Source organism: Leifsonia sp. ZF2019, assembly GCF_019924635.1.
Taxonomy (GTDB): Bacteria; Actinomycetota; Actinomycetes; order Actinomycetales; family Microbacteriaceae; genus Leifsonia.
In genome coordinates, this window is record NZ_CP065037.1 from 3,438,774 (window position 1) to 3,460,088 (window position 21,315).

At 71.5% G+C, this 21,315-nt stretch carries 22 protein-coding genes; 4 read left to right on the forward strand and 18 right to left on the reverse strand.

What is annotated here, in order from left to right; all coding sequences use genetic code 11:
* Positions 1–13: 13 nt before the first annotated feature.
* From lysS to tilS, 13 genes are all read right to left on the reverse strand, one after another.
* Positions 14–1,528: a lysine--tRNA ligase gene (gene lysS / locus IT072_RS16925; RefSeq protein ID WP_223358000.1), complete on the reverse strand. Its 1,515-nt coding sequence runs from the start codon at positions 1,526–1,528 to the stop codon at positions 14–16.
* A 41-nt stretch (positions 1,529–1,569) separates the two neighbouring features.
* Positions 1,570–2,445 (reverse strand): pantoate--beta-alanine ligase, encoded by an 876-nt coding sequence (gene panC, locus IT072_RS16930; protein ID WP_223358001.1) that lies wholly within the window; start codon positions 2,443–2,445, stop codon positions 1,570–1,572.
* A gap of 217 nt (positions 2,446–2,662) precedes the next feature.
* On the reverse strand, positions 2,663–3,496 hold the full coding sequence (locus IT072_RS16935) for a Rossmann-like and DUF2520 domain-containing protein (RefSeq protein WP_223358002.1): 834 nt from the start codon (positions 3,494–3,496) through the stop codon (positions 2,663–2,665).
* Positions 3,493–5,154: a PH domain-containing protein gene (locus tag IT072_RS16940; protein WP_223358003.1), complete on the reverse strand. Its 1,662-nt coding sequence runs from the start codon at positions 5,152–5,154 to the stop codon at positions 3,493–3,495. The genes IT072_RS16935 and IT072_RS16940 overlap by 4 nt, the downstream gene beginning before the upstream one ends.
* Positions 5,151–5,657: a PH domain-containing protein gene (locus tag IT072_RS16945; protein ID WP_223358004.1), complete on the reverse strand. Its 507-nt coding sequence runs from the start codon at positions 5,655–5,657 to the stop codon at positions 5,151–5,153. Before IT072_RS16945 ends, IT072_RS16940 begins: the two co-directional genes overlap by 4 nt.
* The gene (locus IT072_RS16950; protein WP_223358005.1) at positions 5,641–6,120 is read right to left on the reverse strand and encodes a DUF3180 domain-containing protein; all 480 of its coding nucleotides are present in this window, start codon (positions 6,118–6,120) and stop codon (positions 5,641–5,643) included. The genes IT072_RS16945 and IT072_RS16950 overlap by 17 nt, the downstream gene beginning before the upstream one ends.
* Positions 6,117–6,677 carry a 2-amino-4-hydroxy-6-hydroxymethyldihydropteridine diphosphokinase gene (folK, locus tag IT072_RS16955; RefSeq protein ID WP_223358006.1) on the reverse strand — a complete coding sequence of 187 codons (561 nt, stop codon included), beginning with the start codon at positions 6,675–6,677 and terminating at the stop codon, positions 6,117–6,119. The genes IT072_RS16950 and folK overlap by 4 nt, the downstream gene beginning before the upstream one ends.
* Positions 6,674–7,051 (reverse strand): dihydroneopterin aldolase, encoded by a 378-nt coding sequence (folB, locus tag IT072_RS16960; RefSeq protein WP_223358007.1) that lies wholly within the window; start codon positions 7,049–7,051, stop codon positions 6,674–6,676. Before folB ends, folK begins: the two co-directional genes overlap by 4 nt.
* The gene (gene folP, locus IT072_RS16965) at positions 7,044–7,847 is read right to left on the reverse strand and encodes a dihydropteroate synthase (protein WP_223358008.1); all 804 of its coding nucleotides are present in this window, start codon (positions 7,845–7,847) and stop codon (positions 7,044–7,046) included. The genes folB and folP overlap by 8 nt, the downstream gene beginning before the upstream one ends.
* Positions 7,844–8,419, reverse strand: a complete 576-nt coding sequence (gene folE, locus IT072_RS16970; protein ID WP_223358009.1) for a GTP cyclohydrolase I FolE — start codon at positions 8,417–8,419, stop codon at positions 7,844–7,846. The genes folP and folE overlap by 4 nt, the downstream gene beginning before the upstream one ends.
* Positions 8,420–8,431: 12 nt before the next feature.
* The gene (gene ftsH / locus IT072_RS16975) at positions 8,432–10,441 is read right to left on the reverse strand and encodes an ATP-dependent zinc metalloprotease FtsH (RefSeq protein ID WP_223358010.1); all 2,010 of its coding nucleotides are present in this window, start codon (positions 10,439–10,441) and stop codon (positions 8,432–8,434) included.
* Positions 10,442–10,574: 133 nt separating this feature from the next.
* Positions 10,575–11,126, reverse strand: coding sequence for a hypoxanthine phosphoribosyltransferase (hpt, locus tag IT072_RS16980; protein WP_223358011.1), 552 nt, complete (start codon positions 11,124–11,126; stop codon positions 10,575–10,577).
* Positions 11,127–11,142: 16 nt separating this feature from the next.
* Positions 11,143–12,210 (reverse strand): tRNA lysidine(34) synthetase TilS, encoded by a 1,068-nt coding sequence (gene tilS / locus IT072_RS16985; RefSeq protein WP_223358012.1) that lies wholly within the window; start codon positions 12,208–12,210, stop codon positions 11,143–11,145.
* 46 nt (positions 12,211–12,256) lie between these two features.
* Here tilS and IT072_RS16990 point away from each other — a divergent pair, with 46 nt between their 5' ends.
* Positions 12,257–12,748, forward strand: a complete 492-nt coding sequence (locus IT072_RS16990) for an inorganic diphosphatase (protein ID WP_223358013.1) — start codon at positions 12,257–12,259, stop codon at positions 12,746–12,748.
* 75 nt (positions 12,749–12,823) lie between these two features.
* Here the strand turns inward: IT072_RS16990 and IT072_RS16995 are convergent, their stop codons facing one another.
* Positions 12,824–14,728 (reverse strand): putative Ig domain-containing protein, encoded by a 1,905-nt coding sequence (locus IT072_RS16995; protein WP_223358014.1) that lies wholly within the window; start codon positions 14,726–14,728, stop codon positions 12,824–12,826.
* Positions 14,729–15,008: 280 nt separating this feature from the next.
* On the opposite strand from IT072_RS16995, the gene IT072_RS17000 reads away from it, so the two are divergent.
* Together IT072_RS17000 and IT072_RS17005 are read left to right on the forward strand one after the other, a co-directional pair.
* Positions 15,009–15,431, forward strand: coding sequence for a YybH family protein (locus tag IT072_RS17000; RefSeq protein WP_223358015.1), 423 nt, complete (start codon positions 15,009–15,011; stop codon positions 15,429–15,431).
* Positions 15,428–16,189 (forward strand): hypothetical protein, encoded by a 762-nt coding sequence (locus IT072_RS17005; RefSeq protein WP_223358016.1) that lies wholly within the window; start codon positions 15,428–15,430, stop codon positions 16,187–16,189. Before IT072_RS17000 ends, IT072_RS17005 begins: the two co-directional genes overlap by 4 nt.
* Before the next feature lie 55 nt (positions 16,190–16,244).
* Here IT072_RS17005 and IT072_RS17010 read toward each other — a convergent pair whose 3' ends face one another.
* On the reverse strand, positions 16,245–16,553 hold the full coding sequence (locus IT072_RS17010) for a hypothetical protein (RefSeq protein ID WP_223358017.1): 309 nt from the start codon (positions 16,551–16,553) through the stop codon (positions 16,245–16,247).
* Positions 16,554–16,713: 160 nt separating this feature from the next.
* Here IT072_RS17010 and IT072_RS17015 point away from each other — a divergent pair, with 160 nt between their 5' ends.
* Positions 16,714–17,250: a DUF4232 domain-containing protein gene (locus IT072_RS17015; RefSeq protein WP_223358018.1), complete on the forward strand. Its 537-nt coding sequence runs from the start codon at positions 16,714–16,716 to the stop codon at positions 17,248–17,250.
* A gap of 173 nt (positions 17,251–17,423) precedes the next feature.
* On the opposite strand, the gene IT072_RS17020 is transcribed toward IT072_RS17015, so the two are convergent.
* The 3 genes from IT072_RS17020 to IT072_RS17030 form a co-directional block, all read right to left on the reverse strand.
* The gene (locus tag IT072_RS17020) at positions 17,424–18,485 is read right to left on the reverse strand and encodes an alpha/beta hydrolase (protein ID WP_223358019.1); all 1,062 of its coding nucleotides are present in this window, start codon (positions 18,483–18,485) and stop codon (positions 17,424–17,426) included.
* A gap of 89 nt (positions 18,486–18,574) precedes the next feature.
* The gene (locus IT072_RS17025) at positions 18,575–20,989 is read right to left on the reverse strand and encodes a helix-turn-helix transcriptional regulator (protein WP_223358020.1); all 2,415 of its coding nucleotides are present in this window, start codon (positions 20,987–20,989) and stop codon (positions 18,575–18,577) included.
* 40 nt (positions 20,990–21,029) lie between these two features.
* Positions 21,030–21,302 carry a hypothetical protein gene (locus IT072_RS17030; RefSeq protein ID WP_223358021.1) on the reverse strand — a complete coding sequence of 91 codons (273 nt, stop codon included), beginning with the start codon at positions 21,300–21,302 and terminating at the stop codon, positions 21,030–21,032.
* Positions 21,303–21,315 lie beyond the last annotated feature (13 nt).

Here is a 21,315-nt window from a genome sequence, read left to right on the forward strand (position 1 = left end):
GCCGTCCCCGCGGCTACTTCACGAGGGGGAAGAGGATGGTCTCGCGGATGCCGAGCCCGGTGAGGGCCATCAGCAGGCGGTCGATGCCCATGCCCATGCCACCGGTCGGCGGCATGCCGAACTCGAGGGCGCGGAGGAACTCCTCGTCGAGACGCATGGCCTCGTTGTCGCCGGCCGCCGCGAGCTTCGCCTGCTCGACGAAGCGCTCGCGCTGCACGACCGGGTCGATGAGCTCGGAGTAGCCGGTCGCGAGTTCGAAGCCGCGGGTGTAGAGGTCCCACTTCTCGACGACGCCCTCGCGCGAGCGGTGGGCGCGCACCAGCGGGCTGGTGTCGACCGGGAAGTCCATCACGAACGTCGGGCGCACGAGGTCGCCCTTCACGTGGTGCTCCCACAGCTCCTCGACGTACTTGCCGGCGAGCGGGTGCTCGATCTCGATGCCCGCGTCCGCCGCCAGCTCACGCAGCCGCGCGATCGGGGTCTCGGGGGTGATCTCCTCCCCGATCGCCTCGGAGAGGCTGTCGTACATGCGGATGCGATCCCACTCGCCGCCGAGGTCGTACTCGGTGCCGTCCGCCCAGGTCACGACGTGCGATCCCGAGACGGCGCGCGCGGCGTTCTGGATGAGCGTCTGGGTCAGGTCGGCGATCGAGTTGTAGTCGCCGTAGGCCTGGTAGGCCTCGAGCATGGCGAACTCGGGCGAGTGCGTGGAGTCCGCGCCCTCGTTGCGGAAGTTGCGGTTGATCTCGAAGACGTGGTCGATGCCGCCCACCACGGCGCGCTTGAGGTAGAGCTCCGGGGCGATGCGCAGGTAGAGGTCGGTGTCGAACGCGTTCGAGTGGGTCACGAACGGGCGGGCGGAGGCGCCGCCGTGGATGACCTGGAGCATCGGGGTCTCGACCTCGACGAACCCGCGGTCGGCGAAGGTGGCCCGGAGGCTCGCCATCGTCTTCGCGCGGTCGAGGACCGTCGTGCGGGCCTGTTCGCGCGCGATGAGGTCGAGGTAGCGCGAGCGCACCCGGGTCTCCTCGCTGAGTTCGTTGTGCAGGTTCGGGAGCGGCAGCAGCGCCTTCGACGCGATCTCCCACCCGGTGACCATGATCGACAGCTCACCGCGGCGGCTGGAGGCGACCTCGCCGGTGACGAAGACGTGGTCGCCGAGGTCGACCAGTTCCTTCCAGGCGGTCAGCGAGTCCTCGCCGACGGCCGCGAGCGACACCATGGCCTGGATGCGCGTGCCGTCTCCCGACTGGAGGACGGCGAAGCAGAGCTTGCCGGTGTTGCGCAGGTGCACGACGCGTCCCGCCACGCCCACGGTCTCGCCGGACGCCTCGTCCGCGGCCAGGTGCTCCCAGGCCGCGCGGACCTCGCGGATGGTGGTCGTGACCGGCACGGAGACGGGATAGGCGCCGCCCGCGGCGGTCTCGGCCTGGGCGATGAGCCGCTCGCGCTTGCCGAGCCGGACCGCCTTCTGCTCGCTGATCTCGTCGTCGGTGAGGTCGGCCTCGGGGGTGGGCGCGTCGGTCATCGGTGTCTTCCGTTCGGTGGCGAAGTCGGCCTGGTGGCTGCTCAGGGGGTCGTGATGCGCCGGTTGTCGATGAGGCGCGTCGTGCCCACGCGGGCCGCGACGAGCATCAGCGCAGGGCCGTGGTGGTCCGGCGCCGCCTCGCGGAACGAGTCCTGGTCGACGATCACGAGATAGTCCAGCTTAACCGCTGGCTCGGCCTCGATGCGTGCCCGCGCCGCGGCGAGCGCGGCCGCCACGCCGCCGGCTGCCGCACCCGCGCCCGCGGACAGTGCCTGGGACAGCACGACCGCGGCCGCCCGGTCTGCGATCTCGAGGTAGCGGTTGCGGCTGGACAGGGCGAGCCCGTCGTCCTCCCGCACCGTGTCGACGACCGCGAGCGTGAGGGGGAGGTTCAGGTCGTCGATCATCCGCCCGACGAGGTGCACCTGCTGGGCGTCCTTCTGGCCGAACACCGCGACGTCGGGCTGGACGATGTTGAACAGCTTGGCGACGACGGTGAGCATCCCGTCGAAGTGGCCGGGGCGGGAGGCGCCCTCGAAGAGCGAGCCCACCTCCCCGGCGGTCACGCGCGTGGAGGACTCCCCCTGCGGGTACATCTCGGCGGCCGTGGGCGCGAACACCACATCGGCCAGCCCCTCCAGGGCGGCGACATCCGCGTCGAGTGTGCGCGGATAGCGGTCGAGGTCCTCCCCGGGGCCGAACTGGAGCGGGTTGACGAAGATCGACACGACGACGAGGCCGCCGAGGTCGCGGGCGCGGCTCACCAGGCGCAGGTGCCCGTCGTGCAGGGCGCCCATCGTCGGCACGAGCACGACGCGGCCCGCGGGGTCGCCCGGCTGCTCGGCGAGGAGCGCCTCGTGGCGGGCGCGCGCGATGTGCGCGCGCAGTTCGGCGACGGTGGTGACGACGTGCGGCATGCTGATCCCTTCGGCCGCGGCGCCCGGAGATGCGGCGCGGTGCGACGGCCGGGGTCCAGGCTACTCGCCGCGGACCGCGGCTCGGGACGACCGCGGTGCCTTGGGACGACTGCGCTGCCTCGGGACAAGTGCGGCGAATCGGGACGACCGCGCAGCCTCGGGACGAGTGCGCAGCGGCGCCGGGGCGCGGTCGTCCCGTGGCGCCGCAGACGCGAGGCTAGTGACCGCCGAGGAACCAGCCGCGGCCGTCGTCGCCCGGGTCGCCCTCGCCCGGGCGGGAGGGGCGGTCGGAACGACCGGGGCGATCGGTGCGGTCCTCTCGCATCGCCTCGAGCACGCCCTCCACGTCGATCGCGGGCGCGGCGCCGGCCCGGGTGAGGGCGTTGTCGACCGCCGATCGCACCAGCGAGCTGAGGAACGAGCCGGGGCTCTCCACGCCGATCTCGCGCAGGATCCCCGTGGACTGCTCGACGATCGAGCGGGAGAACGCGGTGGCGGTGGCGATCGCCTCCGCGTACGCCGGACGGTCCGCCTCCGCCACGACCACGGGCTCCCCTCCCATCTCGACGACGAGCGCCTGCGCGATGGGAAGAACCGCGGCGGGCGCCGTCACGGCGAACCACGACTCCGCCAGCCGGGTGACGTCGAGGCTCGTGCCGGTGAAGTCCAACGCGGGATGCACGGCCAGCGGGATGGCGCCGGCGGCGGCAGCGGGGCGCAGCACGCCCACCCCGTATCCCGGGGCGGTGTGCAGCACGATCTGCCCCGGCTGCCAGGTACCGGTCGCGGCGAGCCCGGCGACGAGGCCGGGAAGCTCCGCATCCGGGACGGCGAGGATCACGAGCTCGCTGCGCTCGATCAGCACCGGGACCTCCAGCACCGGCACCTGGGGCAGCATCGCCTCCGCGCGCTCCCGGCTCGCGGCCGAGACGGCCGAGATCCCGACGACGGCGTGCCCCGCTCCGGCGAGCGCGACACCGAGCACCGGGCCCACGTGCCCGGCGCCGACGATCCCGAGGCCGAGGCGGCCCGAACGCTGTATGCCGCTCATGCGGTCTCCCCCCAGCGGTGGCTGCGGTCGGAGCGTCCCGCGGCGATCGCGTCCGCGGAGGCGCGTTCGAAGAGCCGGATGCCCTCCGCCGCGTCCATCGCCGCGAGCCGGGCGTGGACCGGGCCCGTCACCGTGTGGAAGTCGACCTCGGCGAGTCCCAGCGCGCGGTCGAGCGGGCCCTGTTCGAGCTTCACGCTCTGCAGCCGCGCGAACGGGACGATCACCAGCTGCCGCCAGACGAACCCGTGACGCAGCAGCACCGCGCCGTCGACCGTGGTGTATCCGGTGCGCTGCCACGAGAACGGGCGCAGCCAGATCGCGCGGCGCGGGCTCCCGGTCCAGTCGTCGCGTCCCTTCGAGATCATCCCGGATCGGATCAGATCGCGGTGCTCCTCGGTCGCGAGGCCCGGGAGGATGAGCGCCAGCACGCGCTCGACGTCCGTCGCGTCGCCGACGGGCAGCGTCGTCGTGTTGGCCTGGCCGGCTGCGCCCCTCTCGCGCGAGTGCCCGGCCGTGTTGATGCGGATCTGCCACCAGCCGAACGGGCGCCAGAGCAGCGGCTGCAGCACCTGCACGGCATGGATTCGGCCGGGCGGGAGCGTCTCGTTGCTCGTGCTCAGCAGGCCGAAGCCGACCCGCACCCCGTCGGGCGTCCCGGCGATGGAGTAGCGGAGCGACTTCGTGAACCGGTTGATGTAGAAGCTGGCCGAGCCGATGAGGCCCGGCAGCACGATGAGGGCGAGCCACAGCCATCCCGTCGCGGCGCCGATGGCGGTGAGGACGATCACGACGATGACGAACACCGTGAACCCGCTCATCACGAGAGAGCCCAGCAGGCGCAGCGGCGGGATCCTCACCACCGACTCCGGCGGCGCCGCATTCGGGTCGAGCTCCGGCGCGAGGAACTCGGTGACGCGACGGTTGACCAGGTCGCCGACGGCGGCGGTGCGGGAGTGGACCGGCGCACCATCGGGCGCGGCGACGGCGCCTGTCGGCCGGCCTGCTTCCTGCGCAGCCGCCTGCGCTTCGGCCGCGCGCACACCCGACGCGCGGCGCAGCACGTCCGAGCGGAGCCCGTCGGCCAGCGACGAGCCGAGATACGCGAGCTGCAGGTTCGCGTCGTGCCCGGCGACGGTGATGTCGAGCTTGGCCGCACCGAAGAGACGGGCGATCACGGGGCGCACGATGTTGATCCCCTGGATGCGGTCGAGCCGCGCCTTGCGCTGCGTGCGGAACAGGATGCCGCTGCGCACCTCCACCGTGTCGCCGGTGATGCGGAAGGTGTGCATGCGCCACGAGAAGTAGAAGGCGGCGAGGCACAGGAGGAGCACGACCGCCACGCCCAGCAGCGCCCAGCCCTCCCAGCCGCGGTCGTAGATCTCGTCCAGCGGGTCCCCGCCGTAGTCGGGCGCGCCGACGAAGAAGCCCACCAGCCGCTCGCGCAGGTTGGACAGCACGAAGCCGAGCACCGCGATGAACACGATGCCGCCGCGCAAGAGGGGCGTCGCCGGGTGCAGCCGGTGCCACTCACCGTCGGTGAAGCGCTCGGCGGCGCGCTTCGCGCCCGAGAGCTGCCCACCCGGCAACGGTGGCGCTGTGGCGGGCCCGGTCGGCGTGGCCGACCCGGTCGGCGTGGCGGGCCCGGTCGGCTCGGTCACAGCCCGGCCCGCCTGCTCTCGGCCAGCTCCACCAGACGGTCACGCAGCTCCGCGGCGTCCGCGTCCGGGAGGCCGGGAATGGTCACACCGGTCGAGGCGGCCGCTGTCACGAACTTCAGGTCGGCCAGGCCGAGCATCCGCCCCACCGGGCCGCGGTTGATGTCGATGAGCTGCATGCGGCCGTACGGCACCGAGACGAACCGCTGGAACATGATCCCGCGGCGGAAGAGGAGGTCGTCCTGCCGCTCCAGATAGCCGATCGAGCGTGCGCGGCGCGGCGCGATGACGAGGGAGACCACTGTCACGACCGCGATGACGCCGAGCGCGATCCAGCCGAGCGTCCAGCCCGCAACGAGCCAGAGGAACGTGGCGATCGCGGCGGCGACCACCCCGCTCACAAGGGTTCCGACGATCACCACGACGACGTACGTGGACGAGACGCGTCGCCACTCCCCTACGTTCAGGTCGATGCGGGCGTGCGGCTGGTCAGCGGGGGTCGGCATGCGCGTTCTCCGGGTCGTCGGCGTCGTCGTCGGGCGGGAGGCTGCAGAAGCTCTCGGCGACCAGTCCGGCGATCAGCAGCACCACGGCGCCGCCGGTGGCGAGGGCGGTCAGGAGGATCGAGTTGCCGCTCGGGAGGACGTCGCGGCTGAGCAGGTAGGCGAGCACGCCGACGCCGGCGCCGGTGAGCACCGCGCCGCTGAGCCCGCACGCCTTCGCCAGCACCACGATGCGCGTGGCCTGGAACGGGTCGATGCGGCGCCCGGTGCGGCCGCGGACGGCGCGACGGATGGGGACGGCGAACGCGACGATGATGACGGCGACCGCGACCAGGGTGATCGGCAGCGTGAGCGGCGGGATGAAGACGGGCATGCCGGTGGCCGACGCGGCCAGCTCTCCGAGGAACCCGACGACGATCCCGACGACGCCGAGGCCGATCAGGGAGGTGGGGCGGGTGCGGTTCATCGGGCGTCTCCGTCGGAGTCCAGGGTCTCGTCCGGGTGCACGGTGACCGGATCGGTCGCGCGCGCGGCGAGGTCGGCGACGCGTCCGTGCCCGGCGAGCACGGCCTCCGGATCGACATCGAGCCACGGCACCAGCACGAAGGCGCGTTCGTGCGCGCGCGGATGCGGCAGCGTCACGCGCTCGTCGTCCGAGACGATCCCGTCGTAGTCGACGATGTCGATGTCGATGGTGCGGTCGCCCCAGCGCTCGGCGCGCAGCCGGCCGAGGGCATCCTCGACACGGTTGACGACGGCGAGGAGCTCCAGCGGGTCGAGCACCGTGTCGACTCGGGCGACGGCGTTGAGGTAGGCCGGGGCCTCCTGGTCGATCCCGTCGAGCTTCAGGGCGGGGGTCTCGTACAGCCGAGACACCGCCTCCACCCGGATGCCGGGCTCGGCGCGCAGCGCGTCCAGCGCCGTGCGGATGGTCGCCGCACGGTCGCCGAGGTTGCTGCCGAACGCGAGGACCGCCGGCACACCGACGCGCATGCGCTGGGGCCGCGCTGTTCCGGGGGTCATGGCCGGCTCCGGACGACGCGCACGGCGACATCGCCGAACGGTACGGAGATCGGGGCGTCCGGCTTGTGCACGGTGACCTCCACACGCTCCACCGCGGAGTGGGCGAGCACCACCCCGGCGACGCGCTCCGCCACGGTCTCGATCAGGTCGACCGGGTCGCGCCCCACCGCCGCGGCGACCTCCTCCGCCAGCTCGCCGTAGTGCACGGTCTGCGCGAGGTCGTCGGACGCTGCCGAGCGGGCGAGGTCGAGGTGCGCGGTCACGTCGACCACGAAGTCCTGGCCGTTCTCGCGCTCGAAGTCGAATACCCCGTGGTGGGCGCGCACGCGCAGCCCGGTCAGGATGATCGCGTCGGCCGCCTCGGTGCTAGTCATCGCGTCCAGCTTGCCATGCCCGCACGACATCCAGCGCGATCCGCGTCGAGGGCACGTCGTGCACGCGCACCGCCCAGGCACCCGCCTGGGCGGCGAGAGCCGAGATGACGGCGGTGGGGGCGTCGCGCTCGGCGACGGGCGCGCCCTCCGGCAGCAACGAGCCGAGGAACCGCTTGCGGGAGGCCCCGATGAGCACCGGGTAGCCGAGGGTCTCGATCTCGTGCAGGCCGGCGAGCACCTGCCAGTTGTGCTCGCCGCGCTTGGAGAAGCCGAGGCCCGGGTCGAGGATCAGCTTCGCCGGGTCCACGCCGCGATCGAGCAGGTCGGTGACCCGTGCGGAGAGCTCCGAGCGCACCTCCCGGACCGTGTCGGTGTAGACGGCCAGCGAATCGGCGGAGTCCAGGCGCCCGCGCCAGTGCATGACGACGTACTGCAGGCCCGTGTCGAGCACGGCGTCGGGCATCGTGGCGTCGGCGAGGCCGCCGGAGACGTCGTTGATGACCGCCGCTCCGGCGTCGGCCGCCGCGCGTGCGGTGGACGCGTTCAGAGTGTCGACGCTCACGGTGACGCCGTGGGAGGCCAGAGCGGCGATCACGGGGACGACCCGCGCACGCTCCTCCTCCGGCTCGACGCGCAGCGCCCCGGGGCGGGTGGACTCGCCGCCGACGTCGATGATGTCGGCTCCCTGCTCCACCAGCTGCAGCGCGTGCTCGATGGCCGCGTCCGGCTCGAGCCACAGCCCGCCGTCGCTGAAGGAGTCCGGCGTCACGTTGAGGACGCCCATGATGAGCGTCACGAGACGCCGCTCCCGATCAGGGCCATCAGCTCGGCGCGTGCCGCGGGCTCGGTGTACGCGCCGCGCGCCGCGACGGTCACCGTGGTCGACGCCGTCTGCCGGGAGCCCCGGGTGGTGACGCACGCGTGCGACGCGTCGAGCACGACCAGCACCCCCTGGGCACCGGCGCCCTGCTCGATCGCGTCCGCGATCTGCTCGGTGAGGCGCTCCTGGATCTGCGGGCGGGCGGCCAGCGCGTCGATCACACGCGGGATGCGCCCCAAGCCGACCACGGCCTCCCCCGGCAGGTAGGCGACGTGCGCGACACCGAGAAACGGGAGGAGGTGGTGCTCGCACACGGACCGGAACGCGATGTCGCGCACGATCACGGTCTCGGCGCGCGCAGTCTCCAGCGGCACCGGCTCGCCCAGCTCCGCGGACGCGTCGACGCCCACGCCCGAGAAGAACTCGGCGTAGGCGTCGGCGACGCGGGAGGGCGTGGAGGCGAGACCCGGACGCGACGGATCCTCGCCGATGGCGGCGAGGATCTCGGCGACGGCCGCCTCGATGCGTGCGCGATCGAAACCGGTCATGCGGTCTGCGACCTAGGCGGTCGCCGGCCGGGGCTTGATCGCCGGCGAGCGCTTCGGCTTCGACGACGGCGGCTCGGAGTCCACCCCGCCGTCGACGGCGCCGGAGTCGATCGGCGCCTTGGCCTTCGGGAACTCGATCGGCGGCACGTCCGAGATCGGGCGCTTGTCGCTGGAGAGCCACTGCGGACGCTCCTCGAGCTTCTGCACGTCGGCGAAGATCTCGGCGATCTGGTTGTGGTCGAGGGTCTCGTGCTCGAGCAGCGACGCGGCCAGGCGGTCGAGGATGGCCCGGTTGTTGTTGAGCACCTCCCACGCCTCGTCGTGCGCCTTCTCGATGAGCTCGCGCACCTCCGCGTCCACGCGCTCGGCGATGCGCTCGGAGTAGTCGCGCTGGTGACCCATGTCGCGGCCGAGGAACATCTCGCCGTTCGCCTGGCCGAGCTTGACCGAGCCGATGTCGGCGCTCATGCCGTACTCGGTGACCATCTTGCGGGCGATGGAGGTCGCCTTCTCGATGTCGTTCGAGGCGCCGGTGGTGGGGTCGTGGAAGACGATCTCCTCCGCGACCCGGCCGCCCATCGCGTAGGTCAGCTGGTCGAGCAGCTCGTTGCGGGTGACGGAGTACTTGTCCTCGAGCGGCATGACCATCGTGTAGCCCAGGGCGCGGCCGCGCGGGAGGATCGTGATCTTCGTCACCGGGTCCGTGTGGCGCATCGCCGCCGCGGCGAGGGCGTGGCCGCCCTCGTGGTACGCGGTGATGAGCTTCTCCTGGTCCTTCATGACGCGGGTGCGCTTCTGCGGTCCGGCGATGACGCGGTCCACGGCCTCGTCGAGGGCGCGGTTGTCGATCAGCTGCGCGTTCGAGCGCGCGGTCAGCAGGGCGGCCTCGTTGAGGACGTTGGCCAGGTCGGCGCCGGTGAAGCCCGGCGTCTTGCGGGCGAGCACCTCGAGGTCGACCGACGCCGCCAGCGGCTTGCCGCGGCCGTGCACCTCGAGGATCTTCTTGCGGCCCTGCAGGTCGGGCGCATCCACGCCGATCTGCCGGTCGAAGCGGCCCGGGCGCAACAGGGCGGGGTCGAGGATGTCGGGGCGGTTGGTCGCCGCGATCAGGATGACGTTGGTCTTCGGGTCGAAGCCGTCCATCTCGACGAGCAGCTGGTTGAGCGTCTGCTCGCGCTCGTCGTGGCCGCCGCCCAGACCGGCGCCGCGGTGGCGGCCCACCGCGTCGATCTCGTCGATGAAGATGATGGCGGGCGAGTTCTCCTTCGCCTGCTGGAACAGGTCGCGAACGCGGCTCGCGCCGACGCCGACGAACATCTCGACGAAGTCCGACCCCGAGATCGAGTAGAACGGCACGCCCGCCTCACCCGCGACGGCGCGCGCGAGCAGGGTCTTGCCGGTTCCGGGAGGGCCGTACAGCAGCACGCCCTTCGGGATGCGGGCGCCGACCGCCTGGAACTTGGCCGGCTCCTTGAGGAAGTCCTTGATCTCCTCGAGCTCCTCGATGGCCTCGTCCGACCCGGCGACGTCGTCGAAGGTGACCTTCGGCGTCTCCTTGGTGACCATCTTCGCCCGGGACTTGCCGAACTGCATGACCTTGTTGCCGCCGCCCTGCATGCCCGAGATCATGATCCAGAAGAAGACGCCGATGAGCAGCGCGGGGATCAGGAAGCCGAGGATGTTCACGAACCAGTTCGGCTGCGGCACCTCGTCGTCGTAGCCCTTCGGCAGGTTCGCGTCGTCGACCGCCTTCACGATGTCGGCGCCGCGCGGCGTGACGTAGTAGAACTGCACCTGCGTGCCGAGGTTACCGTCGGCCTCCTTGAGCGTCAGGTCGACACGGTTCTCGCCGTCGACGATCTTCGCGCTGGAGACCTTGTCGTCGGAGAGGAGCTTGAGCCCTTCCTGCGTCGACACTCCCTTGAAACCCGACATCGTGATCAGGCTCGAACCGACCCACACGGCGATGATTGCGAGCACGACGTAGAGAATCGGGCCGCGGAAGATCTTCTTGACGTTCATGGTGCGACCACAGTACCGCCTGACCGCTGTGGGAGCGCTGCGTGTTCGCTCTGGGCGCGCTCGACGCCGAGACGGCGAATAGTCAGCCGTCTCGGCGCTCAGGCCCGCACTTTGCGCCGCCTCGACGAGAGCGTCAGCTGTAGACGGCGGGGGCGAGGATGCCGACGCCGCGCAGGGTGCGGTACCGCTCGGCGTAGTCGAGGCCGTAGCCGACGACGAACTTGTTCGGGATGTCGAAGCCGACGTACTTGACGTCGATCTCGACGCGGGCGGCGTCCGGCTTGCGGAGCAGCGCGAAGATCTCGATGGACTCCGGGCCGCGGCTGCGGAGGTTGGAGATCAGCCAGGAGAGGGTGAGGCCGGAGTCGATGATGTCCTCGACGATGAGCACGGTCTTGCCGCTCAGATCGGTGTCGAGGTCTTTCAGGATGCGGACGACACCGCTCGACTGGGTCCCGCTGCCGTACGAGCTGACGGCCATCCAGTCCATGGTGACCGGGAGCTTGAGCTCGCGCGACAGATCGGCCATCACCATCACGGCGCCCTTCAGCACGCCGATCAGGAGCACATCCTTGCCGGCGTAGTCGCGTTCGACCTCGCGCGACAGCTCGGCGATGCGGGAGCGGATCTGCTCCTCGGTGATCAGAATCTCGGTCAGGTCGTTGGCGACGTCCGTGAGTTCCATGGGGAGGGTGCTGTCCTTAGCTGTTGGGGTGAAACGTGAGCAGCCCGTTCTGCCTCACAACTCTAACGCCTGGCAGGCTGAGCGGACCCTGCCCGTGCCAGTCCGTGATGAGCTCGGCGACGGCGAGCGTGTGCGCGCGAGAGAGGGAGACGCCGAACTCGGCGGAGACGACCAGGCGGATGATGCGCTGGCGCAGGGCGGGCGGGTCGGCCGCCAGCCCGCGCACGTCGAGCGCGACGGCGCCGTGGTCGGTCTGGCTGACCAGCTCGAGCGCCCACTCGAGGGCGAGCCCGTCGAGCGCCTCGTCGTCCTCCCGCAGCTGCTCCGCCGTGCGGGCGAGCGCCTCCGCGATCCCGGGGCCGAGTTCGCGCTCCAGCACGGGGAGCACGCTGTTGCGCACCCGGACCCGCCGGTAGGCGGTGTCGTCGTTGTGCGGGTCGTCCCACGGCTGCAGGCCGGAGTCGGCGCAGACGGCGCGGGTGGTCTCCCGGCGCAGACCGAGGAAGGGGCGTAGCAGGGCACCGGTGTCCGGCAGCATCCCCTGCAGGCTCCCCGGCCCCGAACCGCGTGCAAGTCCGAGCAATACCGTCTCGGCCTGATCGTCGAGGGTGTGACCGAGCAGCACCCGCTCGGCACCGGTGGCGGCGCGGGCACGGTCGAAGGCCGCGTGACGGGCGGCACGGGCGGCGGCCTCGGGACCTCCCTCGCCGGCGACCTCCACGCGTTCGATCAGCACGGGGTCGAGGTCGAGCGCGCGGGCCTGGGCGGCGGCGCGCTCGGCGATCTCCGCGCTCCCGTGCTGGAGGCCGTGGTCGACCACCACCGCGCCGGCGCGGAATCCGGCCCGCGGGGCCTCGAACGCGGTGGCCGCCGCGAGGGCGAGGGAGTCCGCTCCCCCGCTCAGACCGACGAGGACGAGCGCGCCGGGAGCGAGCGGACGGGGCCGCTGCGGCCCGTGGTCGTCGTGCGGGTCGGGAGCCGGCAGCGCGGTAGCCGCTGCGAGGGCGACGCGAACGGCGCGGCGGGCGTCCGCCATGGGCGGCGTGAGGCGCGGGCGGCGCTCAGGGGAACCGGTGACGTGCATCCAGTAACGTTATTGCAGTCTTTCCGAAAGCTAAGGAGAACGGCACATGGCCGCATACGACGTCGTCATCGAGATCCCCAAGGGGAGCCGCAACAAGTACGAGGTGGACCACGAGACCGGTCGCGTCTACCTCGACCGCGTGCTCTTCACCAGCTTCGTCTACCCGACGGACTACGGCTACTTCGAGAACACCCTGGGCCTCGACGGCGATCCGGTGGACGCGCTGGTACTGCTCGAGTACCCGGCCTTCCCGGGCGTCGGCGTCAAGGTCCGCCCGGTCGGCGTGCTGAACATGAGCGACGAGGCCGGCAGCGACGCGAAGGTCGTCGTCGTTCCCGCCAAGGACCCGCGCTGGGCCCACATCCAGGACATCACCGACGTCCCGGAGCAGACCCGCAAGGAGATCGAGCACTTCTTCGCCCGCTACAAGGACCTCGAGCCGGGCAAGTTCGTCACCATCGAGGGCTGGGGCGACGCCGCCGAGGCCGAGAAGATCGTCGAGGCGGGCTTCGAGAAGCTCAAGGCCGAAGGGCACTGACGCCCGAGCGCAGAAGCACACGCAGAGCGCCGGAGAGGTCATCGACCTCTCCGGCGCTCTGCGTGTGCGACGCGATCAGCGGTGCGCTGCGCGACGGCGGCGGCGGGCGATCAGCAACAGCACGAGACCGCCGAGGAGGATGAGGGCGGCGGCGATTCCGGCGCCGACGAGATCCGAGCCCGTGTGGGCGAGGACGCCGGATTCCTGGTCCTGCGCCGCGTGCCCGGTCGGCGAATCCGTCGCGGGGGCGGGGGAATCCGCGCCGGGGGCGGCTGCCGGGCTGCTGGCCGCCGCTGCGGGCACGACGTGCACGGTGAACCGCTGCGTCGCCGACGGATTCGTGCCGTTCGTCGCGGTGACGTCGAAGCTGTAGTCGCCCGGCGTGACGCCGGCGGCGATGGTGCCCGTCAGCTTCCCGGTCGCGGCGTCGAAGGAGAGCCCGTCCGGGAGGAGCTGGCTCGATGGATCGGTGCTGGGCTCGTCCGCGCTGGTCAGGGTGGGCGTGGACAGCGTGGGCGCCGGCGCTCCGGTCGCGGTGATCGTGAAGGGGTCGATCGCGTCGCCGTCCTGGCCGGTGAGGTGGTCGGCGCTCGTGATCGCCGGGGCGGCGGCCTCCTCGACGGTGATCTCGTGGGTGGCGCCCGACGTGGTTCCCGTCGTGTTGTACGCCGTGATGGCGAAGGTCCAGCTGCCGGCTGTCGTCGGCGTCCCCGACACGGCTCCGGTGCCCGGGTTCAGGCCCAGGCCCGGCGGGAGGGTGCCGGTGACGCCGTACCCCATCGGGTCGAAAGCCGGGGTCCCGGCTGCGACGAACGTGTAGTCGAACGGCGTCCCTGTCGTCGCCGTGAGCGGCGGCGCGTCCTGGTCGAACGCCGGGGCGCTGGAAGGATAGACGAGCTTGACGTCGTCGCTGTCGAAGTCGGCGACATAGGCGGTGTCGGTTCCCGGCTGGAAAGCGATACCCGACGGCGAGGCCCCGTAATACATCCGGTCGGAGTCGAGTGTGCCGACAGCGCCGATCTCCGTGGCCGTGGCCACATCGATCTGCAGAACGATGCCGTATCTGCCTGGTCCTCCGGTGGTGACGAGGACGCTCCGGCCATCGGGGCTGAATGTCGCACCGTAGGAGTCGGCGGCCGTGAACCCGGCGACGGTTCCGGACTGCGAGCCCGTGGCGAGGTCGAGGACCGAGATCGAGGCACTGCCCATGTTGGTGACATAGGCGATGGTGCCGTCCGGGCTGACGGCGATACCCTCCGGTGCGGCGCCGGTGAAGCCCGAGATCGTGCCCGTCTGCGCGCCGGAGGCGACGTCGATGATCGAGATCGCGTTCGAGCCGGAGTCCGTGACGTAGGCGGTGCGTCCGTCACGGCTCAGAGCCACGTGCTTCGGGGTCACTCCGGTGAAGCCGGAGACGACGCCGATCTGCTTCGCCGACGCGGTGTCGATGATCGAGACCGAATTGCTGATCGAATTGGTGACGAGAGCCTTGGACCCGTCGGGGGTGAAGACCACCGACGTCGCATTGGCACCCGTGTACCCTGCGATCGTCCCCGTGACGGTGTCGGAGGTCAGGTCGACGATGGCCACCCCGGCCTGCATCCCGACGTAGGCGACCTTCTGGTGGGGGTCCACCGCGATCGAGAGCGGGACCGACGGAAACCCCCAGATCTTGTCAACGGCGGTCTTCGTCGAGGTGTCGACCACGGAGACCGACACCTCGTACTCGTTCACGGCATAGGCCTTCTGGCCGGAGGCGTCGAAGGCCACGTCGATGGGCGCCCCGCCGATCCCGACGGCGTCGCTGTAGCCGGTGTAGTAGGTGGGATACGCGGGCGTGGATGCTGCGGCGTGGGTCGTCGCCGCGTCCGCCGCCGTCGCCGCCGAGGCGGTCAGCGCCGCCGATGCCAGGGCGACCGCGACCGACGCGGCGACGACGAGAAGGCCTCGCCGTTTCTGAATGATTCGGGTTCTGTTCATGTCCATGCTTCCGGTGTGAGGCCAGGCGGCCGGTTTCGTGTCTGTGGTTGTCTTCACTGTGCCGTCGCCGACCCGGGCAGGGGATCGTCGCGGACCTCTGGAGGCCGCGCCTCACCCTGACGTTCACCCCCTCCCCCGAGCCCGCTTGCGCCGCCGAGGCCGACCGTGCGGCGGCCCCCGGGTGAATTCGTGCGACCGCATCGGTCACGGAATCGCCGCGGCCCCCCGCGACCGGGAAGCTGGGCGGACGACCGAACAGCCCGATCGAAGGAGGGACCCCGTGCCGACGACCATGCCACCCGGCTCACTCGCCCACGCACTCGAGAAGACCGCTCGCGGTCTGGCCGCGATGGGCGCCGGCGATCCGGCCCAGTTCATCGCGTGCTGGGAGCGCAGCGACGATGTCACCCTCTTCGGCGCGTTCGGGACCGTGGAGCGCGGCTACGACGACGTCCGGGCGACCCTGGAATGGGTGGCGACGCGATTCAGCGCGGGCACCCTCGTGGCCGACCACGAGATCGTGCACGAGGGCGCCGACCTCGCCTACACCGTGAGCACCGAACGCGGGGTGCTGTGCGTCGACGGAGCACCGGCGACGGAGATCACCATCCGCGTCTCGCACGTCTACAGACTCCGCGAGGGCGTGTGGAGGCTCGTCCATCGACACGGCGACCACCCGCCCGTCGCACCGGCACGGCGATGAGGACCTCGCTGGGCGGCAGGACGCGCCGACCTCGCTCCGTCGCGATCGCGGGAGGAGCGGTCGTCGTGCTCGCGGCGCTGGGATCGAGCGCCTATGGAATCGCCTGCACCGCCGCTCAGGCCCGCCTCTCCGGCCTTCACCACAGCCTGGCGGCGGTCTCGAGGGAGGATCGCGCCGAGGACGCCGTGATCGCGACGGCCGCACTGCATTCGCAGATGCTGGGTGCGACCCTCGCGGCACTGGACGCCGAGAGCGCGGGTCTCTTCGACGGCGATTCGCGTCGGCGCGTCGAGGAGGCGGAGACGGCGCTGCAGGGGGCGCGGGGTCTCACCAGCGCACCGGACAAGGAGGCGCCGACGGCATTGCCGCCCGCGTGGGATCTGGCCGCTTCGCTCGGCGCCATTCAGAAGGCATCGGTCGAGCTCGATCGGAGGTCGCGGGAGGCCGCGGACACACAGAGGCTGCCTCGCCGCTACCGCTCCATCGAATCCCAGGCGCTGGACCTGCTCCAGCCGCTGAAGGAACGCATGCCGGCGTCCGCCGCCCGGGTCCTCACCGCCTGCGCGCCGTCGGACGTATCGGCCGTGACGCGGTTCCTCGAGGCGGCCGAGGCCGTCTCGAGCAGCAGCGACGCCGATCTTCCGCGGCGCCTCGAGCGTTTCGCGCACCTCGCGCACCGGCTGCTCGCCGATCGCACCGCGCCGACGACGGCGCAGCCACGGACCGCCGGGGCCGCATCCAGCGTCTCGTCGCGGTGATCCGCACCGACCATCGGACGCGTGCCGACGTTCCGGTCACCGGGACGATCCGGTGTCACCGGGACAGTCGGGCGCGCAGCTGCGAGAGGTGCGCACGAGCCGCCTCGTCGGTCGTCGCCACCGAGCGGTCGAGAGCCGCGAGCTCCGCGCGGAAGTGGTCCGCCGCGACCTCCATGGCCTCGGGGCGACTCGCAGCGGCTTCATCGGCGATCCGGTTGATCTCGTCGACGGTCATGAGGAGAAGGAGCAGCGTCGCCGACCCCGTCCTGGTCGTCGGGAGGCTGAGCAGTTCACAGACGAGCTGATGGCGCGCGCGAGCCAGGGCTTCCCGCGGCGTGCCCACGATCTCGGTGCGCGTTCTCATGCATCAAGGCTGCCCCGTGAATGGGCGAACGGGCGGGGCCGTGGGTCGAGATCGACCAGGTTCACCCGGCGGCCACCCGCGGGCGAGGCGACGGGTGAATACCGGAGGCGGCGTCCGTCCCGGGCCGGCCCGCCCTCCGGGTACTGCGGACGCTGGAGTCATGACGAAACGAACCGCCTCCCGCATCATTCTCGCCCTCACCCCCGCCGCGCTGGCCGCTGCGCTCGTCGGCTGCTCCGCGGCCGCGCCCGCTCCTCGCACCACGCCCCTCTCTTCTGGGGCTGACGCGCCGTGTGCGATCCGGGACCTCTCCCTCCGGCAGCAGCGCGTCGAACACCCCGGAATGGGAAAGACGACCGTCGACATGACGGTGACGAACACGGGCACGCACGCGTGCACCGTCGCCGGGCAGCCGGTGGTCGAGTTCATCGATGCCCAGGGCTCCCCCATCGGCGCCGCGTCGAAGACCGGTCGCCCGGTCTCCGCCGTGCACCTCCGGCCGGAGAAATCGGCGAAGTTCACCATCGTCGTCGAGGACGACGGCAACTTCCCGGCGTGCGGCGCCACTCCGTCTCGCGGCTTCCGGATCTACCCGGAGGAGGGCACCGACGCCGTGGATGTGCTCGATTTCACCGGGACGGCCTGCAGCTCCCTCGCCGTCGAGCAGCTCTCGACGACGGGGATGGAGGTGTTGTAATAAGGCCCGCCGGACGACGCCGGACGGGCGGATGAGTGGAGGGGCGGCGGGGGGACCCGAACCCGCCCGTCGCCCCTGCACTCGATGGGATGTCCGCTTACCCGTCGCGGACTATTCCATAGTCGGCGATGCTCTGCCGGGCAGGGCGCTCTCGACGCCCCGCCCTCGGCATTTCACCCCCGCTCACCCCCGACGGTCCGGTCGAGGAACGCGAGAGTCGCGTCGAGAGCCTTCGTGGCCTCCGCAGAGTCCAGCCGGAACTGGTACTCGTGGAGGAGTGCAGGCTGGTGGTTCGCCGGCCAGAAGAGCTCGGTCACCGGCACCCCCTGCTGGGCCAGGGCTCTGGCCATCGGCACGGACTCCATCCAGGTCAGCCCGTCTCCGTTCCCGCCCGAGATGAACGTCGGCGGAAAGGCGGGGGTGACGTGCTTGATCGTCGACATCGTGCTGCCGACCGAGGTCTGCGACCAGTCCTTCGTGCCGGTGTACGCCCACAACGCGACCCGGAAGCCCCAGGCGTTGACGCCGGTCAGGTCGGCCAGCGCGTCCAGGTCGTACACCCCGCAATGGAGGATGGTCGCCGCGAGCTGATCGGGCCGGAGGGCGGGCGCGATCCCGAGAAGGTGCGCGTAGTCCGGGCTGGTGGTCAGGGTGGCGAGCTGGCTGGCGAGCTGCGCCCCCGCGGAATCCCCGGCGAGGACGATGCGCCGGGGATCGATGTGGAACTCGGCTGCGTGTTCGCTGACGAACCCGAGGGCGGAGTTCAGCTGCTCGACCGCCGCCGGATAGACCCGGTCCGGTCCGAGCGAGTAGTTGACCCCCACGGTGACGTAGCCCTTGTCGGCGAGGATGCGCAGATACGGGTCGACGTCGGCGCTGCTCCCCGATATCCACGCCCCGCCGTGGACCCACACGATGACGGGGGCAGGAGCCGAGATGCCTGCGGGCGTGAAGACGTCGAGGGTGGCGTCCGGGTCGCCCGGGCGGTACTGGACGCCGGTGCGCGCGTCGACGCGTCCGGGGGCCGGCTGGTGGCGGTTGAGCTCCGCCACGGTCTTCGCGCTCCCCTGAGCGAAGACCTGACGGATGAGGAGCGCCGAGGGCCAGGGAGTCGAACCGATCAGATTCGCGACCAGGGCGAGGGTGACGACGGTGATCCCCGCGCCGTAGGCGATACGCCGGTTTCGTGGGGAGAGCCCTCGCGGTCGGAGAGCCTCTTCGTTCGCCGCGTTCATCGTTTCCGTCTCCTTCGGGCGGTCGGTGGTCCTGGGCATCCTCGACGAGCACGGCAGCTGTGCCGGGCCGGTGCCCCTATTGTGGCCTGTCATGCGCGCGGGGCGCCGGCGGGCTGTCCCAGCATCCCGAGATCGACGGCGTTGAGCAGCGCCGATTGCCGGTCGGAGGCTCCCAGCTTCCGGTAGAGAGAACGCAACTGGGTCTTGACCGTGTTGATGGACACCCCGAGGGCGTCAGCGAGAGCCTGTCGTGAGTCGTGCTCGATCAAGTGCTCGAGCACGGCGCGTTCGCGCGCGGTCAGGGGCTCGCAGGCCTCCGCCCCGGCCAGCCAGCCCGTGGCGGCGAGCGCGCCGGGCCGCTGGGCCTCCGGCCGGCCCGTGCGGCCCCAGACGAGGGCCGGGGTGGTCAGCCCGTGCTGCGTCGCGATGGCGGCGCTGCGTTGGAGCATCCGTTCGCTCGCCGCCGGGCGCCCGAGTCTGTGCAGGCACGCGGAGGCGACGGCACACGCCGCGGCGCTGACGCGCGGATCGTCCTCGACGGGCGCTCGCAACGCGGTCGACACCTCCCGCAGCGCGTCCTCCGTCCGGCCGGCCTGTGCGCTGCGCAGGGACCGCACGAGCGCGGCCTCCGCTCCGCGCCGTGGCGATGACGAGAGGATGAGGTCGGCTCGACCGGACTGCCCGGTCGCGATCAGCAGAAGGCTGTGCATCAGCATCACCCGCGCGCGCCCGGCGCTCGCCGCCGGAAGCGCGGCCACGGCGTCCCCGACGCCGACGCAGCCCCGCTCGCATTCCCCCGTGCCGAGCGCATGCAGACCGGACGCCCACACCAGCGCCCAGTCTCCCGGCGCGTCCTCGGCCGCGAGCGGGTCGTGATGCGGATGCGGCGAAGGCGCGGCATTCTCCGCGCACAGGATCAGACGGAGGGTCTCGGCCAACGGCCCCGCGAGACGCTCGCGCTGGTCGGGATCGGGCAGCAGCCGGAGCGCTGTTGCGACCTGACCGTCGATCGCCGAGGCGACGGCGGCGGCCAGGGCGAGTTGCTCTCGGACGGCGCCGTCGGCCCACCCCAGCCCCGACTCGGCCGCGTGGACCGCATACCGGGTGGCTCCCGCGGAGAGCAGGCAGCGGGAGCATTCCAGCATCAGGGCGGCGAGCGTCGCCCCCAGCTCCTCCTGGGCCGGCTTCGGAAGCTGCTCTGCCGCGCGTGCTGCGGCGTGGGCTGCGCGTGCACTGTGCGCCGATTCGCCGAGCGCGCGACGGGCGATCGCCCGCAGCGTCAGCGTCCACACGGCGTCGGACTCCATCGTCGAGCCCACGCGACGCAGCGCCGTCAGTGCGTCCTCGAAGTACGCCCGCGCCCGTCCCGGCCGCACGTCGTCGACGGCCAGACCAGCCAGGACAGCGAGGACGGGGTGTCTGCCGATCAGCTCGCGGGGAATCGCACGGAGACACTCTCCGGTCGCCCGCAGGTCCGGGCCGGCGAGCCGGAGCCACCCGGACTGCGCGGCGCGCGCGGCGAGATAGAAATCACCGATGGCGACGGCGTTGCGGATCGCCTCGAGGGGACGATCGTTCTCCAGGCACCAGAGCGCGGTCACGCGACGGAGCCCTGCCACCTCACCCGGGTGTCGTCTGCACAACTCGTCGAAATAGCCCTGGCGCAACAGAGGCACCAGAGTGAAGATCCGGCGGTCGCCCTCGACCGTCGAGAAGCCGATCCCCAGACGCTCGAGTTCGTCCAGGGCGGAGCACGCCCGGTCCGTCGCCAGGAGCCGCTCGCAGAGCTCCTGATCGACGCGTTCGGCCACCGAGAGACGCATCGCCGCGGTGAGAAGGTCCGAGTCGGGTATCCGGGACATGGTGCGGCGGACGAGGACCTCGGCGACGTGGGCGCGCCCACGCCCGTTCCAGTCGAAAGCGCCGTAGTTTCCGCGCGCGAGCGCGATACCGATGAGTCGTGCCGCCAGGGGCAGCACCGTGTCGGCGAGGTAGACCTCGTCGGGGTCGTGGGGGCCTGCCAGGAGTGTGACGAGCTCTCGCGCCTCGGACCGACGGAACATGAGCTCGCGCGCGCCGATCACGGTCTGATCGATGTCGCAGCTCTCCGACAGGTCCGTCATCGCCGGAGCGTGACGTGTGGCGATGACGAACCGCGCGTTGCCTGCGGTGCGGGTCACCGCGCGGATCTGCGCGAGCAGGGCGGGATCGTCGTCGCACTCGTCGATGACGGCGACGACCTTGCGGCCGATCGCCGCCAGCTGCTCGGCGAGCTGGGGAAGCGGGGCGGGTGAAAGGGACAGCAGGTCGGCGAACTGCGACCAGAACGAACCGGCGGTCGTCGGATAGTCGAACCACAGCATCGTCCGATCGGCGTCGGAGCTCGCCCAGTGCGCGAGGAGGGTCGACTTGCCGCACCCGCTCGGCCCCTCCACGATCACGAGGGGCACCTCCGCATCGAGCTTCGCGAGGAGCCCGGCGCGCGTGACCAATGCCCCGGGCATCGGCGGGGGCGGCGATCCCGGCAGGTGCAACGGACGCCGCTCACTCATCGGCGGAACCGCCGATGCTCAGATCGAGCAGGGCGCGGACGGCGTCGTCCGAGCATCCGTCGCCGGTGAGGATCACCCCGTCGATGGTCGTGGCCTGCCAGCAGCCGTGCGCCACATCGATGTAGCCGACGCGGAAGTCGGGGCGACCGAGGCCGACCTGCCGATCATGCTCTGGCACGGATGCGGGGAACCGGTAGACGTATCCGTCTGGACTGACCACCGTCTCGTCGTCGGCGCCGTGCACGTCGTCTGGGAGAGAATTCACCCCTCATGCTGCC

What these genes read in the sequence shown, in the direction of transcription:
- lysS (WP_223358000.1), bottom strand. Translation starts at nt 1,528, where the DNA reads ATGACCGACGCGCCCACCCCCGAGGCCGACCTCACCGACGACGAGATC.
- panC (WP_223358001.1), bottom strand. Translation starts at nt 2,445, where the DNA reads ATGCCGCACGTCGTCACCACCGTCGCCGAACTGCGCGCGCACATCGCG.
- IT072_RS16935 (WP_223358002.1), bottom strand. Translation starts at nt 3,496, where the DNA reads ATGAGCGGCATACAGCGTTCGGGCCGCCTCGGCCTCGGGATCGTCGGC.
- IT072_RS16945 (WP_223358004.1), bottom strand. Translation starts at nt 5,657, where the DNA reads ATGCCGACCCCCGCTGACCAGCCGCACGCCCGCATCGACCTGAACGTA.
- IT072_RS16950 (WP_223358005.1), bottom strand. Translation starts at nt 6,120, where the DNA reads ATGAACCGCACCCGCCCCACCTCCCTGATCGGCCTCGGCGTCGTCGGG.
- folK (WP_223358006.1), bottom strand. Translation starts at nt 6,677, where the DNA reads ATGACCCCCGGAACAGCGCGGCCCCAGCGCATGCGCGTCGGTGTGCCG.
- folB (WP_223358007.1), bottom strand. Translation starts at nt 7,051, where the DNA reads ATGACTAGCACCGAGGCGGCCGACGCGATCATCCTGACCGGGCTGCGC.
- folE (WP_223358009.1), bottom strand. Translation starts at nt 8,419, where the DNA reads ATGACCGGTTTCGATCGCGCACGCATCGAGGCGGCCGTCGCCGAGATC.
- ftsH (WP_223358010.1), bottom strand. Translation starts at nt 10,441, where the DNA reads ATGAACGTCAAGAAGATCTTCCGCGGCCCGATTCTCTACGTCGTGCTC.
- hpt (WP_223358011.1), bottom strand. Translation starts at nt 11,126, where the DNA reads ATGGAACTCACGGACGTCGCCAACGACCTGACCGAGATTCTGATCACC.
- tilS (WP_223358012.1), bottom strand. Translation starts at nt 12,210, where the DNA reads ATGCACGTCACCGGTTCCCCTGAGCGCCGCCCGCGCCTCACGCCGCCC.
- IT072_RS16990 (WP_223358013.1), top strand. Translation starts at nt 12,257, where the DNA reads ATGGCCGCATACGACGTCGTCATCGAGATCCCCAAGGGGAGCCGCAAC.
- IT072_RS16995 (WP_223358014.1), bottom strand. Translation starts at nt 14,728, where the DNA reads ATGAACAGAACCCGAATCATTCAGAAACGGCGAGGCCTTCTCGTCGTC.
- IT072_RS17005 (WP_223358016.1), top strand. Translation starts at nt 15,428, where the DNA reads ATGAGGACCTCGCTGGGCGGCAGGACGCGCCGACCTCGCTCCGTCGCG.
- IT072_RS17010 (WP_223358017.1), bottom strand. Translation starts at nt 16,553, where the DNA reads ATGAGAACGCGCACCGAGATCGTGGGCACGCCGCGGGAAGCCCTGGCT.
- IT072_RS17015 (WP_223358018.1), top strand. Translation starts at nt 16,714, where the DNA reads ATGACGAAACGAACCGCCTCCCGCATCATTCTCGCCCTCACCCCCGCC.
- IT072_RS17020 (WP_223358019.1), bottom strand. Translation starts at nt 18,485, where the DNA reads ATGAACGCGGCGAACGAAGAGGCTCTCCGACCGCGAGGGCTCTCCCCA.
- IT072_RS17025 (WP_223358020.1), bottom strand. Translation starts at nt 20,989, where the DNA reads ATGCCCGGGGCATTGGTCACGCGCGCCGGGCTCCTCGCGAAGCTCGAT.